This window comes from Bacillus shivajii, from assembly GCF_020519665.1.
In the GTDB taxonomy this organism is placed as follows: domain Bacteria; phylum Bacillota; class Bacilli; order Bacillales; family Salisediminibacteriaceae; genus Bacillus_CA; species Bacillus_CA shivajii.
This window is the reverse complement of sequence record NZ_CP084703.1, coordinates 1,195,217-1,210,107: the sequence shown is the minus strand read 5'-3', so window position 1 is coordinate 1,210,107 and position 14,891 is coordinate 1,195,217. Positions and strand designations below refer to the sequence as shown.

General features: G+C 39.3%; 11 protein-coding genes. 3 read left to right on the top strand and 8 right to left on the bottom strand.

Annotated elements, in window-relative coordinates:
* Positions 1-14 precede the first annotated feature (14 nt).
* The 5 genes from LGQ02_RS05830 to nadB all read right to left on the bottom strand — a co-directional run bounded on the left by LGQ02_RS05830 (position 15) and on the right by nadB (position 6,471).
* Positions 15-1,364, bottom strand: coding sequence for an acetyl-CoA carboxylase biotin carboxylase subunit (locus tag LGQ02_RS05830; protein WP_226517267.1), 1,350 nt, complete (start codon positions 1,362-1,364; stop codon positions 15-17).
* Between the two features lie 11 nt (positions 1,365-1,375).
* Positions 1,376-2,524 carry an acyl-CoA dehydrogenase gene (locus LGQ02_RS05825; protein WP_226517266.1) on the bottom strand — a complete coding sequence of 383 codons (1,149 nt, stop codon included), beginning with the start codon at positions 2,522-2,524 and terminating at the stop codon, positions 1,376-1,378.
* A gap of 437 nt (positions 2,525-2,961) precedes the next feature.
* A complete protein-coding gene (gene nadA, locus LGQ02_RS05820) occupies positions 2,962-4,065 on the bottom strand; it encodes a quinolinate synthase NadA (RefSeq protein WP_226518232.1) in 1,104 nt (367 codons plus the stop codon).
* Positions 4,066-4,070: 5 nt separating this feature from the next.
* Positions 4,071-4,907, bottom strand: coding sequence for a carboxylating nicotinate-nucleotide diphosphorylase (gene nadC, locus LGQ02_RS05815; RefSeq protein WP_404802404.1), 837 nt, complete (start codon positions 4,905-4,907; stop codon positions 4,071-4,073).
* On the bottom strand, positions 4,885-6,471 hold the full coding sequence (nadB, locus tag LGQ02_RS05810; RefSeq protein WP_226517264.1) for an L-aspartate oxidase: 1,587 nt from the start codon (positions 6,469-6,471) through the stop codon (positions 4,885-4,887). Before nadB ends, nadC begins: the two co-directional genes overlap by 23 nt.
* Positions 6,472-6,560: 89 nt before the next feature.
* On the opposite strand from nadB, the gene LGQ02_RS05805 reads away from it, so the two are divergent.
* Positions 6,561-7,706 carry an IscS subfamily cysteine desulfurase gene (locus tag LGQ02_RS05805; protein ID WP_226517263.1) on the top strand — a complete coding sequence of 382 codons (1,146 nt, stop codon included), beginning with the start codon at positions 6,561-6,563 and terminating at the stop codon, positions 7,704-7,706.
* Positions 7,699-8,250, top strand: coding sequence for a transcription repressor NadR (locus tag LGQ02_RS05800; protein ID WP_226517262.1), 552 nt, complete (start codon positions 7,699-7,701; stop codon positions 8,248-8,250). The genes LGQ02_RS05805 and LGQ02_RS05800 overlap by 8 nt, the downstream gene beginning before the upstream one ends.
* 161 nt (positions 8,251-8,411) lie before the next feature.
* Here the strand turns inward: LGQ02_RS05800 and LGQ02_RS05795 are convergent, their stop codons facing one another.
* Positions 8,412-9,140: an urease accessory protein UreH domain-containing protein gene (locus LGQ02_RS05795; protein ID WP_226517261.1), complete on the bottom strand. Its 729-nt coding sequence runs from the start codon at positions 9,138-9,140 to the stop codon at positions 8,412-8,414.
* Positions 9,141-9,273: 133 nt separating this feature from the next.
* On the opposite strand from LGQ02_RS05795, the gene LGQ02_RS05790 reads away from it, so the two are divergent.
* Positions 9,274-9,897, top strand: a complete 624-nt coding sequence (locus LGQ02_RS05790) for an NAD(P)-dependent oxidoreductase (protein WP_226517260.1) — start codon at positions 9,274-9,276, stop codon at positions 9,895-9,897.
* 112 nt (positions 9,898-10,009) lie between these two features.
* Here LGQ02_RS05790 and LGQ02_RS05785 read toward each other — a convergent pair whose 3' ends face one another.
* A complete protein-coding gene (locus LGQ02_RS05785; RefSeq protein ID WP_226517259.1) occupies positions 10,010-12,022 on the bottom strand; it encodes an ABC transporter ATP-binding protein in 2,013 nt (670 codons plus the stop codon).
* The gene (locus tag LGQ02_RS05780) at positions 12,019-13,779 is read right to left on the bottom strand and encodes an ABC transporter ATP-binding protein (RefSeq protein WP_226517258.1); all 1,761 of its coding nucleotides are present in this window, start codon (positions 13,777-13,779) and stop codon (positions 12,019-12,021) included. The genes LGQ02_RS05785 and LGQ02_RS05780 overlap by 4 nt, the downstream gene beginning before the upstream one ends.
* Positions 13,780-14,891 lie beyond the last annotated feature (1,112 nt).

The window sequence follows — 14,891 nt, the reverse complement described above, 5'->3', positions numbered from 1 at the left end:
AAAGTTGTAATGACTTATTTTGAAGCAAGAATAAAGTATTCCTGAACAAAATTTGTCGTTGCTTTTCCTTCTTTAAAAACTGAATGACGAAGCGTATCTAAAAGCATTGGAATGTTTGTTTTAATTCCTTTTACTTCTGCTTGTTCTAAACAATGAATGAGCTTTTCAATCACATCGTCTCTTGATGTTCCTTTTCCAATGACTTTCCCGATCATTGGATCATAAAACGGGGATATTGTTGCTCCTTCTTCTACTCCAAAGTCATAACGAATCCCTTCTTGCTCTGGGAACTGCCACGTTTCAAGCTTTCCAGGTGAAGGGAAAAACGTTTTTGGATCTTCAGCATAAATACGTACTTCAATCGCGTGAACAGCTGTATCTCCTCGATCTAAAAACGTTGCAATTTCTTTTCCTAACGCCAAGTGAATTTGCCACTCGACTAAATCTAGTCCAGTTACTTCCTCTGTTACTGGGTGCTCTACTTGAAGACGTGTATTCATTTCAAGGAAATAAATATTTTCATTTTCATCGACTAAAAATTCGACAGTTCCAACATTCGTATAGCTGATCGCCTCACCTGCCTTAACCGCTGTATCAAATAACTTTTTACGTCCCTCATTTGATAAAAACGTTGAAGGAGCCTCTTCGACAATTTTTTGGTGCCTGCGTTGAATTGAGCAGTCCCTCTCCCCTAAACATACGACATTTCCTGACTCATCTCCTGCAATTTGTGCTTCAATATGCCTCGGATTTTCGATAAATTTTTCCAAATATACTTCCGCTGAGCCAAAAAATGTTTCCGCTTTTTTCATAACAGAAGGAAGAACTTTCATCATTTCTTTTTCATGGTCGACTTTTTGCATACCAATACCGCCGCCACCGGCTGCAGCTTTAAGCATGACTGGATAACCGATCTCCCTTGCTGCTTTTAATACGGTGCTTTCATCTGTATTCGATAATGTTTTTCCAGGAATCACTGGAACCTCTGCACGAACCATCGATTCACGGGCTTGAATTTTGTTCCCCATTTTTTCAATGACTCCAGATTTTGGCCCGATAAATGTAATCCCTGCATCTTCTGCTTTTTTCGCAAACTCTGTGTTTTCTGATAGAAAACCATACCCTGGGTGAACCGCATCAGCATTCATCGTTTTTGCAGCCTCTAGTACACGGTCCATATTTAAATAACTTTCATTCACACGCGAACCACCTAATAAAAATGATTCATCTGCCATCTTCACGTGTACGCTCTCTTTATCTGCTTCGGAATATACAGCAATTGTTTTGATCCCAAGTCGCTTACATGTTTTTATAATTCTTACGGCAATTTCGCCACGATTTGCAATTAAAATTTTGTTATACATATTCATTCCCCCTATCTTGGACAACCAATTTCTCTAGCAATAACCATACGTTGAACTTCTGATGTACCTTCTCCGATCTCTAAAAGCTTTGCATCACGTAAAAAACGTTCTACATGATATTCACGCATATACCCGTAACCACCGTGAATTTGAATCGCTTGGTTACAAGCTCTCATCGCTGCTTCTGAAGCAAAAAGCTTTGCATATGCTGCCTCTTTTTTAAATGGTTTTTCATTGTCTTTTAACCATGCAGCTTTATGAACCATATTGCGTGCTAACTCTAATTCCATCGCCATATCCGCTAACTTAAACTGAATCGCTTGGAAGCTTCCGATCGGCTTTCCGAACTGTTTTCGTTCCTTACTGTATTCAAGTGCTGCTTCGTAAGCCGCTTGACCGACACCAACTGCAAGAGCTGCAATCGAAATACGTCCACCATCAAGCGTATACAAAAATTGATTAAAGCCTTTATCTGGATCACCTAATATATTTTCCTTTGGTACTCTCACATCTTCTAACACTAATTCGGTCGTATTGGAGCCGCGTACCCCCATCTTTTCGTACTCACTACGAATCGTTAATCCTTTTGAATCAGTTGGTACGATAAATGCAGAAATTTTCTTCTTGCCACGATCATCTACGCCATTTACTGCAGTGACAATAACCGTACGTGCGTAACTTGTATTTGTAATCCAGCACTTTTCACCATTGATGACATATTCATCACCTTCAAGAACTGCTTTCGTTCTCGTTCCTCCTGCATCTGAACCAGCATTTGGCTCCGTTAACCCAAACGCTCCTAAACTTTCCCCTTTTGCAAGTGGAATGAGATGTTCTTTTTTCTGTTCTTCTGTTCCGAAATAATAAAGAGGTGATGCACCTAAGGAAACAGCAGCTGCATAGCTAAGCCCTGTGCTTCCACATGCTTTCCCAATTTCTTCAACAGCTAGAATATAAGAGATTGTATCTCCGCCAGACCCACCATATTCTTCTGGGAATGGAATACCCAATAGTCCAAGTTCACCCATTTTATTAAAGTTTTCAATTGGGAACCTTTCTGTACGATCGACTTCTTCTGCAATTGGTTTTACTTCTTTCTGCGCAAAATCCCTTACCATATCCCGTATCATGATTTGTTCTTTCGTTAATGAAAAATTCATGAATCCCTCTCCTCCATTTCATGTAAAGGCTTACATTTTTGTTTTTTAAAAAGGCTATTTTCACATATGATGTTGTTTTTTATAATTTCGAAGAAGTGCAAGGCGGCGACTCCAGCGGGAACAGCGCGAGCCGAAAATCACCCAAAATGAACATGGTGAATTTTGGGAAGTTGAGGCCGTGCCCGCGGAAAGCGTCCGCCTGGAACGTATTCGAGAGCTAAATTTTTATCACTATCTTTTAGAAAATAGCCTTTTAAAAGAGAAATCATACTGACTGAGCAATCGTTCAGATTTCTCTCAAATAATTAAGTCTATTATAAATAACATTTTCTGAATTGACAATCAATTTATAATATTATAAATTATGTGAATAGATGAACACCCCTTCTAATACATTGACATGATTGGAAGGGGTGCACATTTAATTAGTTAAAAAATTATACAAATTGAAACATCCGTTCAATTGCAACTTTTGCATCTTTTGCAATCTCTTCATTTACTGAAATCGTATTATTTACTTCGCCATTTGCGATACAATCTAATGCCCAGACAAAGTGAGGTAAATCTATACGGTTCATCGTTAAACAAGGACACATTTCTTTATTTAACGAAACAATATCTTTGTCAGGGTGATTTTTAATAAGACGGTTTACTAAGTTCATCTCTGTTCCAATCGCCCACTTACTTCCTGACGGTGCGTTTTCTATCGTTTCAATAATCTTCTTCGTTGATCCTGAATCATCTGACTTCTGGACAACTTCCCACGTACATTCTGGGTGAACAATAATTTTTCGGTCTGGTTCATTCTCGCGCAGTTCAGCAATATGTTCTGTTCTAAAGTTTTCATGTACGGAGCAATGTCCACGCCATAAAATCATTTTTGTATCCTCAACTGTATTGTTTTCATCTGCAATTAACTCGTTTTTTATTGGGTCCCAAACGGTCATTTCATGTAGAGGTATCCCTAAGTCATAACCAGTATTTCTCCCTAAATGCTGGTCTGGTAAAAATAGAACACGTTTTTTTTGTTCATAGGCCCATTCAAGCATTTTTCTAGCATTGGAAGAGGTTAACGTTGCACCGCCATGTCTACCGACAAAAGCTTTGATATCAGCTGTGGAATTCACATAGGTCATCGGTACAATCGTATCTCCATAAATCGCCGTTAATTCTTCCCACGCTTTTTCGGTTTGCTTTAAGTTCGCCATATCTGCCATTGAACAACCTGCTCGCATATCTGGTAGCACGACCGTTTGATCATTACCTGTCAAAATATCTGCCGTTTCTGCCATAAAATGAACCCCACAGAAGACAACATACTTTGCTTCTTGATTTTGTGCAGAAACGATCGCTAATTGCAACGAATCGCCTGTAGCATCAGCAAATTGAATGACTTCTTCTTTTTGGTAATGGTGGCCTGGAATAAATAACTGATCACCTAATTCCAATTTCAATTGAACCGCTTTATCTTGCAACTCATCATTTGTCATTTCTTTATATTTATTTGGCAACGTTTTTTCTTGAAGATCAAATAAGCTCATGCTCATTACTCTCCACCCCTAACATCTAAGCTAATATCGATTGATTTTACTGAATGAGTTAGTGCTCCCATCGATAGAAAATCGACACCACTTTCGCCATAATTCTTTATTTCATTTAACGTAATCCCACCAGAAACTTCTGTCATGATATGATCAGGTACGTAAGCCATCCATTCTTTTGTTTGTTCAGGTGAACAATTGTCAAACATAATCACATCGACTCCTGCTCTGACGGCCTCTTTTACTTGTTCAACATTTTCTGTTTCAACCTCAATTTTCACCATATGTCCTGCTTTTTCACGTGCTTTTTCTACCGCATTTGTTATCGAGCCACACCGAGCAATATGATTATCTTTTATTAAAATGCCATCATCAAGACGAAGGCGATGGTTAAAGCCACCTCCACATTCAACAGCATGCTTTTCTAGCATCCTTAATCCAGGTGTCGTTTTTCGCGTATCACAAACTTTTGTCTTTGATTCAATTAATTGTTCACTAGCTTTTCTAGTTAACGTTGCGACCCCACTCATTCGTTGTACTAAGTTTAAGAGAACGCGTTCAGAAGTTAATAAGTCACTGATCGGACCTTGCACAACAGCTAATACATCTCCTTCGACGAATTCCTCGCCATCTCTTTTTTCAACGTTCACCGAAATTTCCGAATTAATGAGTGCGTACCCTTCAGTTAATATTGCTTTACCACAAAAAACACCAGGTTGTTTTGCAAGAAATTGAACCTCTCCTACTTCATCGTCAAAAATACATGCTGAAGTTCGGTCACCAAAACCGATGTCTTCTTTAAAAAAACTTTTCAACTGATCATGAAGTAACCATTTGTTGATCATTTGTTTTCCATCCCTTCGTCCGTTTTGCCCGCAACGATTCTCCTTCATGAATAAGCTGGGCATTTCTCCACTTTTTTTGCCTCTGTGGAAAATCTACTCGAAAGTGAGCACCACGGCTTTCGGTCCGCTCCATGGCAGACCGTGCTATTAACCAAGCTGTCGTAATCATTGTTGCTCTTTCGATTGTTTCAATTTTCCAATTTAGCCATGAAGCATCTTTCCATTGTTGTAAACCTGTATTTTCTAACCATGTTAAAAAACCTTGTAACGTCGCACTCGTTCTTGTGACTCCTAAAGCGTTAGAAACGTACTGTCTAATGTCTTCCTTCGCTGGTAAATCTGGTTCTTTTCCAAGTTTCATAGTTTGATGAGTCTCTTTTGTCTTACACGCCACCTCCGAAGATCGCCGTAAAATATCTTCAGCCACTTGTGTTCCAAATACAACTGTCTCAAGTAAAGAGTTACTTGCTAGTCGGTTGGTTCCATGTACACCTGTGCGAGCGACTTCTCCGACAGCATAAAGTCTTTCAATGGACGTCCGACCGTATATATCAGTCACAACACCTCCCATATGAAAGTGTGCCCCTGTCGTAACAGGAATTCTACCTTTTTTCAGGTCAATTCCGGCTTCCTCACACATCTTTGAAATATGTGGGAAACGTTCTTTAAATTTCGGAATTCGAGTAATATCTAAATAGTTCTTTTTTTGTAAACGTTCATTTTCATGAATGGCACGTGCTACAACATCTCTTGGGGCGAGGTCACCATAAGGGTGGAGGTTTTCCATCGTAATGTTTCCCGCTTCGTCAACAAGTCGCGCACCTTCCCCACGGAGTGCTTCGGAGGCTAATCCAATAACCTTTCCATTTTTATGAATCACTGTAGGGTGAAATTGTAAAAACTCTAAATCAGATAGCGTTGCTCCGGCACGGTAAGCCATCGTCAGCCCTGAACCAATCAAATTTGGATCATTGGATGTATGTTGAAAAATCCCTCCACATCCACCTGTCGCTATAACGATTGCTTCAGCAAAGTATGTGTTTGTATTTCCATCAGCTTTTTTCGTGACGACTCCATCACACACACCATCTGTAACTTGAAGGTCAATGACTTGTTCTTTTATGACTTCGACATTCTTTGGAAGTAACCGCTGTAGAAAGTTCATACACCTCATCCCAGTCTGATCTCCACCAGCATGCAGAATTCTTCGTGAGTTGTGAGCACCTTCCATTCCTAAAGAAAGGTGACCACGGTGATCACGATCAAATTCCATCCCCATTTCCATCCAATTTCTAAGAAGTGCTGGTCCTTTCTCTACCATTAACATCGTAGCTTCAAGATTGTGGTGGTAGCCCCCAGCTTTTAACGTATCTTCATAATGGTTTGAGGGATAGTCGGTATGATCAATTGCAACTGCAATCCCACCTTGGGCTCTCCAAGAATTACCATCACCAATCCCATTCTTTGAGAACAATTTCACATTCTTTTCGTTACAAAGTTTCAATGCCGTGACAAGCGCCGCCATTCCCGTACCAATAATTATGACACTGTCGTGACCCATTTTACATCTTCCCTTTACATGTGTCTTGACACCTATATTTACATAAAATTAAACTAATGACAAGACATTTATGAGCGGAGGAAGAAAAAATGATATATTTAGATCACGCGGCAACAACCCCAATGTCAAAAAAAGCAATGGATACCTACATAAAAGCAAATGAAGATTTCTTTGCAAATACGAGCAGTCTCCATGAAGCTGGGGAAAAATCAAGTATGCTCGTAAAACGATGTCGCGAATCACTTGCAAACCTCTTGCACGCAAAACCATCAGAGATTTTCTTTACTAGTGGCGGAACGGAATCAAACCAACGTTTGTTAAAAACACTTTACTATACGAATAAACATAAAGGGAATCATGTCATAACGACACGTGTTGAACACCCTTCGGTTCATTCCTATTTCCAAATATTAGAAGAACAAGGGGTTGAAGTCACTTACTTGAATGTTGATCAATATGGTCAAATTTCATTAGAGGAATTAAAAGGTGCGATACGTCCCGACACCATTCTTGCATCGATTCAGCATATAAATTCAGAAATCGGAACAATCCAACCGCTCGAAAAAATTGGTCAACTGTTAAATGAGCACGACATTTTATTTCATAGTGACTGTGTTCAGTCGTTTGGAAAAGTACCAATTGATGTGAATAAACTACACCTTGATGCCCTATCTATTTCTAGTCATAAAATTTATGGTCCGAAAGGAGTCGGTGCTGTTTTTTTACGAGAAGAAGTTAAGTGGAATTCTGTTGACCCTTTAACGACTCACGAAAATGGCTTTCGACCTGGTACTGTAAATACACCTGGGATTGCTGCATTTGTGGCAGCATCGATTGACATGAATGAACGTATGTCAGAAAATGAAGCGTATATAAAAAATCTTAGAAGTTTGCTTTTAGAAGAATTATCGCCACTCGGAGAACTTATTCAAATCGAAGGTCACACAAAAGAGCAAAGTCCATACATTATCGGTTTAAATATTTACGGACTTGAAGGTCAATACATCATGCTAACATTAGATCGTTATAATATATGTATTTCAACGGGCAGCGCTTGCCAAGTTGGAAAACAAACACCATCTGAAACAATGCAAGCATTAAAGAAAACAGATCAAGAAGCACGCCGTTTTTTCCGCATATCTCTTGGGATTCACAATACAAAAGGTGATATCATAAAAACAGCAAAAATCATTCGAACATGTTGGGAACAAAAGGAGGGAATAAACCATGTCTGATAAGAAAAAATGGCTCGGTGAAGAACGACGTAAAAAGGTGCTATCACTATTAAAAGAACGCACATACCCACAACCTGGCAGTGCACTCGGTGAAGAATTAAATGTAAGTCGACAAGTGATTGTACAAGACATCTCGTTATTAAAAGCAAAAAACATCCCAATTATGGCTACAAATAGAGGGTACGTTCTCGCTGATGAAGATGAATCAACGATGCCTTATCAAAGACTTGTCGTCTGCTCACACGCACCAGAAGAGACGAAAGACGAGCTATTCCTCCTTGTCGATCAAGGTGTAATAGTGAAAGATGTAAAAATTGAACACCCTATATATGGTGATATTACTGCATCCGTGATGGTGAGTAATCGAAAAGAAGTACAGCAATTTATTGATAATATTAAACAGACTGGCGCTTCCTACCTATCCGAGTTAACTAACGGGTTACACTTACATACGTTAGAGGCAAAATCTGAACAAGATTTAGAAGATGGGATCAAAGCATTAAGAGAACACGGATATTTAGTCGAAGACGACGCCAAAAGTTAAACATCACCCATTTGTCTCAATGAATCATAGTAATTGAAGAGAATCATGCACATATTATTTCACGTTGCAAGTAACTCCATATAAAGCGCGTATACAAACCGAAAAAGGTGTCGTGACACAACCGTCACCGACACCCTTTTGGTTTATAGCAAACTATTCATTTACCAAAATGTTAATATATCTAAAATCCCTATTAAAATCATGATTACCCCCGCTGTTCGCTGAACGATCAAACCAATTTTTCGTCCTTTTTTCATCACCTTGCCGCTCAACCCTAAATACCAGATGATAAAAATAACTGCTAAAAATGGGATCGATGTCCCAATTGCAAACAAACTTGGCATAACGAAACCGTAAGAAGTTGTTAATGTCATCGGCATTAATAAAACGAAAAACAAAATAAACATCGTTGGGCAAAATCCAAGTGAAAAACTAAAACCAAGCATAAAAGCGCCCCATTTTCCTTTGCGCTCCTTCTTATCTTTCGTTTTCCATAAATTTAACGTCCAACGCATTTTAAATAGCCCTAACATATAAAGTCCGATTACGATTAAAATGGGACCAAGTAGTTTTCTCATCGGCTCGAAAAACAACGGAAGCTGCTGTTGAAACTCCTGCCCTAAAAGGTAAACGATTAGTCCTAAACCTGAAAATGCTACAATCTTTCCAACAACAAAATATATTGTATCTGTCCACGATATGCCACGGTTTACGGACTTTGTACCGTACAACGTGATTGCGCTTATATTTCCAGAAAACTGACAAGGTGCTAATGCTCCGACAATCCCTAATAAAAACGCAAACAAAATTGGGATTGTTTCTGCACTTTGTGCCGCATTCATAAACGGCTCTCTTAAAAATGCACTAATTTGGTCTACATATTGAAACATAAACATAGCTCCTATAAACTCATAATGTACGTTCGTTTCCATTTTAGCAAAACTTCTATCTTTAATTGTGAAGATTTTGTGTATATATTTCTACCAATGATATCTTAGCAACTCTACGAAAAGAGGGGTATAGATGAATATTCTTATTTTAGGTGCATCCGGCCGCGTCGGTACGGAACTCGCCAAGTTAGCTTTACAAGACGGTCATATTGTGACAGCTCTTGTACGTAATCGTGTCAAATTACATATTCCAGAGCAAGACAACCTTCGCATCCATACCGGAAATGTACTTGAAGGAGATTCTTTAACTAAAGCATTAACCAGGCAAGACGTTGTTTTTAGTACCCTCTCTACTGATAAAAATGACGTATTGTCTCGCTCCATCCCAATGATTATTAATGAAATGGAACGTTTAGGTATAGAGCGATTGATCACAATCGGAACAGCTGGCATTTTACAAGCACGCTCAGAACCACACTTGTATCGTTTTCAATCTAACGAATCAAAACGTAAAAGTACAACAGCAGCCGAAGATCATTTGCATGCATTTGAAGCGTTAAAACGGTCACCTATAAATTGGACAGTCTTTTGTCCGACCTATTTACCTGATGGTGAAGCAACTGGAAACATCCGTTATGAACTTGACGTTTTACCGGAGGATGGTTTTCGTATCACAGTCGGTGATACTGCATTGTTTACGTACGAGAACTGGGATCGATCTGAGTTCTTTAGACGTCGCGTTGGGTTAGCGGAGTGATTTGATTGTCAAGGTATTTGTTTTGTACCTGGTGGTTTTGTACCTGGTATTTCGGTGCCAGGCACCAACCAACATAACCCCGGAACTACCATAGCTCCGGGGGTTATTCAAATTAGCTTACTGATTTACTTGAGCCAGACTGAAGCTGGTACATGTGATAATACCTGGCCGTTTCCACCATTAAACTTTCGTGATTGCCTTGTTCAACGATTCTACCTTTTTCAAGGACAATAATTTGATTAGCATTGCGAATCGTTGACAGTCGGTGTGCGATGACCAATGTTGTACGCCCTTCCTTTACAACGTCGAGCGCTTTTTGAATGAGCTCTTCTGTTTCTGTATCAATATTTGCGGTTGCTTCATCCAAAATTAGAATTGGCGGGTCAAATACGAGCGCGCGAGCAAACGAAATAAGCTGGCGTTGCCCGGCTGAAAGGGTGCTTCCTTTTTCTTTCACTTCTTCATCGATGCCATTTGGAAGTGACCGAATGAAGTCACCTGCACCTACCTTTTCAAGAGCATCGATCACTTGATCACGACTGATTTTTGGATCATTCATACTTACGTTTGTCGCAATGGTACCAGTGAATAGGAATGGATCTTGCAATACAATCGCCATATGCTCACGGAGTGCTTGTTTTGTCATCGAATAAATATCCTGACCATCGATCGATATCTTTCCTTTTTGGTGATCATAAAAACGGAATAAAATGTTCATGATCGAACTTTTTCCTGAACCAGTATGACCGACGAAGGCGACGGTTTCTCCTTGTTTTGCTTGAAAACAGATGTTGTTTAAGACGTACTCATCGTTTTCATAAGCAAAAGATACGTTGTCAAATTCGATGTTTCCTTTAAAACGAGGAACTTGCCCACCAGTTACTGCCACCCCAGGCTCATCAATGAGTTTAAAGACACGCTCTCCAGCAATTCGAGACTCTTCTAATTGAGCGAGTTGATTGACGATCCCATTTATCGGCTCAAACAGTCGGTTAATATAGTCGACAAACGCATATAAAACACCTAGTGTGACAACGGTCCCGACACCTAATGCCCCACCACCAAAATACCAAATCAAACCAACGAAAACAACGTTTCGTAACAAGTTTAATAGATTAAATGACGTCATCGAATTTAACGCCAACAATTTATTATTAAACGTAAAATGCTCCGCGTTTACTCCTTCAAATTCATTACGAACTTCTTTTTCTCGACCAAACGCTTGAATCACTGGCATTCCAGAGATACTCTCATTAATCTTTCCGTTAATATCACTTAAACGTTCGCGAATGACGCGATTATACTTTGCAGCAAATTTACGGTAAAGAATCATCCAAATAATGATAATTGGAATAATTAAAAGTGTGTACATTGCAAGCGTCGAATCTAACAGGAATAGCGCAATGAAAATCCCAACCATATAGATCATACTTGTAAAAAATGTCGCTAACACTTTTACATACAGTTCACGAATTGCTTCTGTGTCGTTTGTGATCCTCGAAACAATTTTCCCTGTTGGAAGTCGATCAAAATATTGAATCGGTAATTCGTGAACTTTTGCAAAGACATCTTCACGCATTTTTTTAATGATTTGATTTGCTGATGTTTGTAGCATAAAGCTTTGATGATAATGGAAAAATGCAGAGATGACGATGAGTATAAAGTATCCACCCATGAGCATTAATAAGTATGGGATTTCGGGTTGGAAAAATGCGTATACTTCTGATCTAGATAACGGCACTGCATTGTATGTTACTGTTTCATCGCCATGTTCGATTGTCAGTAATCCACTTTCATAGGACCGACTGCCATCCATTGCAATCGGCTCTTCAACAAAATAATACGTTAAGCCAATTTGCAGTAGTTGGACTTGATTTTTCCCATCTAAATTCCCTTCATAACGGTCGGTTCGAATGAACTCCCGACCGTTATAGACGGTTTCCCCTTGTTCCATTTCCACCCACGGCTGTTCGACACCGAGAATATGGTTATCGATCATCGTTTTTGCGATAAATGGTCCCGTTAGTTCTGCGGCTGCAGCGATCGCGAGTAAACAAAGGGCAAAAATGATTTTCTTTTTAAATTGAAGGGCGTAGCGAAAAAGTCGTTTCCCTACATCTTTCATTTCGCATACACCTCCTCTGGCTGTTCTTCATTCATTTGTTGTTTCGTATATTGCAGAGCGTACCAACCTTGCGCTTTCATTAGCTCGTCATGAGTACCTTGTTCAGTAATTAAACCGTTTTCTAAGACGAGAATGATGTCGGCATGGCGAACGGCTGATAATCTGTGAGCTGCGATAAACGTTGTTTTCCCGTGACGTTCTTTACGAATGTTTGAAACGATCGCTTCTTCAGTTTTTGCATCAACTGCAGATAGGGCATCGTCTAACAATAAAATATCTGGGTCTTTAATAAGTGCTCGCGCAATCGAAATACGCTGCTTTTGACCTCCTGATAACGAAACACCTTTTTCACCGACGAGTGTTTCAATTCCATTAGAAAACGTTTCAATCTCTGCAGTAATGGACGCTTGATCCATCACTTTCTTCAGCTCATTTTCAGTTGCAGTTGGTTTACCAAATAAAACATTTTCGCGAATTGTTTTTGAAAATAAAAATTGATCTTGTGGTACATAGCCGATCCAACTCTTTAGTTGAGATAAGTCGATTTGTTCAATTGGTACTCCTGAAATAAACATGTTCATGTTCGTAATCGGGTATTCGCGTAAAATTTGTTTAAACAAAGTTGTTTTTCCCGCTCCAGTTTTCCCAACTACGCCAACTGTTGCGCCTTTCGGTACGTTGACATGAACATTTGTTAAGGCTTGTGACTCTGAAGACGGATACGTAAAGTTTAACTTTGAAAAATAAATGTCCTCAGGTTTTTCAATTGTTTTTACTACACTCGTATTTTTCACGTCAGGTTCATAGGAAAATGTCTTGTTCAATCGATCCATCGAGGCGTTCCCACGTTGCATAATGTTCATCAATTCCCCGAAAGCAAACATCGGCCATATAAGCATTCCTAAATAAATGTTAAATGAGACGAGCTGCCCTAATGTGATTTCGTTACGAAAAACGAGAAACGCACCGTAACCGAGTCCGATCATATAGCTTAATCCAACAAGGATCTTAATTGTCGGTTCAAATAAGGCATCGATTTTTGCTACAGCAATGTTTTTTTGTAACACATCGTCTGTTTGTTTTGAAAAACGATGTTGATCATCTTTTTCTTTTACAAAAGCTCGCACAACGCGCACTCCTGAAATCGACTCTAGCACTTGATCATTCAAGTCTCCAAATGCCGATTGTGCTTTCATAAAGCGTTCGTGAATGATTTTTCCGTATCGACTCATTAGCCACGCCATAATTGGTAGTGGTAAAAATGCCGCAAGTGTCAACTTCCAGCTCACTAAAAACGTCATCATAAACAAAATGATAATGAGAAAAATCGTCGAATCTATTAGCGTTAGCACGCCAAAGCCTGTCGTTAAAGAGATTGCTTTCACATCATTTGTCGCTTTTGCCATCAAGTCTCCGGTTTTATTTTTCTCATAAAACGTTGGCGTCATTTTCGTTAAATGCTTCATATAGCGCGAACGTAACGTCCGCTCCATAATAAACGCTCCGCCAAATAATTGGCGCATCCAAACATATGTCATGAAGTAAATGACGATCATGAGAACGCCTAACACTGTGACGTAAAAGGTCAGTCGTTCCCTCGTAAATTGCCCTTGATGCACTTCATCGATGACCATCCCTAACAACCTAGGAGGCATTACTTCTAAAAAACTTACAACGAATAAAATACTTATCGCGATGGTGTATCGTTTCCAATGTCGTTTAAAAAACCAAGATAATTTCCCTAAAACAGAAAACATATAAAGATCACTTCCCTATTCAGTTTTTCTTCTTTACTATCCGCCGCCTGTCGTTTCCTCCTCTGTCTTACGCCTGTTACGAATAAACACTTGAATTGTCATCAAAATCCCTCCATTAAGTTTTTTCTATGTCAACGGCAGCTGCCGAAAACAACAAGTAATCAAAAGGATGTTATTTGCTATTCTTAATCATGTAGCTTCGATTGATTTTTAAAGGCCCTTTTCTAAAAGGTTTTTCCAGCGATTACTCGACACAGGAAAAGAGTGTTGTTTTTATGAATTGATAAAATTTGAATGTGTGAGCGATAGGCGACGACACCAGCGACGAGCATCAGCTTCACGAGTAAGCTTCGAGTTGTCTCGACGGATGCACTTCAAAGCATTGCTTGTAGAGGAAGAGACAGGAACTTCCAAGGTGAGCTGAAGCCGTGCCCGCGGCAAAGAAGACACCGTGAATGCGAACGAAGTGAAGCAAGAGCGGATGTCGCACTTGTGCCCCGAGGTGCAAAGAAGACACCGTGAATGCGAACGAAGTGATGAATGAACGGATGTCGCACTTGTACCTTTAGGTGTAAGCGTCCGCCGTTAGCGAACACAAGTAAAAACACATGTTTACGAATACAGTCTTTTCAAAAAAACAAAAAAACACACGAGCATGGTGCTCATGTGTCTTTAAACATTGAATCGCTCGGTCATAAAAAATAACGACAAAACGACAAAACCAATATAAAAAGACGTACACCATACGTATCACGCATGACATACGTCTACCATTACACAAATAAATAAGGAGGCTACATGTCACAGCATGATTTTTGAATTGTAAAGTTGTGCTTCCGTGGTTGTTGTTTCATGAAAATCATGCTGATCCCTCCTCACATATAAATTTTGGAAATTCTAAAAACGATCATAACACTATTAACAATATTCAGTCAACTACTTCCGTAAAATTTTTCCACCTTTTTTTTCTCGCGCATGTAATATGAACATTACGTGGCAAAACAATGAAAGCCCCTCCTATATTGACAAAATCGTATATGATTTAAGGGAACATTTTCATCAATGATGAAACCTTTTCATGCTTTTGTCTGTTTAATAAGTGAAAGGAGGCC

Bases quoted from the DNA above. Each gene is read 5' to 3' on its own strand.
- LGQ02_RS05830 (WP_226517267.1), bottom strand. From the start codon at position 1,364: ATGTATAACAAAATTTTAATTGCAAATCGTGGCGAAATTGCCGTAAGA.
- LGQ02_RS05825 (WP_226517266.1), bottom strand. From the start codon at position 2,524: ATGAATTTTTCATTAACGAAAGAACAAATCATGATACGGGATATGGTA.
- nadA (WP_226518232.1), bottom strand. From the start codon at position 4,065: ATGAGCTTATTTGATCTTCAAGAAAAAACGTTGCCAAATAAATATAAA.
- nadB (WP_226517264.1), bottom strand. From the start codon at position 6,471: ATGGGTCACGACAGTGTCATAATTATTGGTACGGGAATGGCGGCGCTT.
- LGQ02_RS05805 (WP_226517263.1), top strand. From the start codon at position 6,561: ATGATATATTTAGATCACGCGGCAACAACCCCAATGTCAAAAAAAGCA.
- LGQ02_RS05800 (WP_226517262.1), top strand. From the start codon at position 7,699: ATGTCTGATAAGAAAAAATGGCTCGGTGAAGAACGACGTAAAAAGGTG.
- LGQ02_RS05795 (WP_226517261.1), bottom strand. From the start codon at position 9,140: ATGTTTCAATATGTAGACCAAATTAGTGCATTTTTAAGAGAGCCGTTT.
- LGQ02_RS05790 (WP_226517260.1), top strand. From the start codon at position 9,274: ATGAATATTCTTATTTTAGGTGCATCCGGCCGCGTCGGTACGGAACTC.
- LGQ02_RS05785 (WP_226517259.1), bottom strand. From the start codon at position 12,022: ATGAAAGATGTAGGGAAACGACTTTTTCGCTACGCCCTTCAATTTAAA.
- LGQ02_RS05780 (WP_226517258.1), bottom strand. From the start codon at position 13,779: ATGTTTTCTGTTTTAGGGAAATTATCTTGGTTTTTTAAACGACATTGG.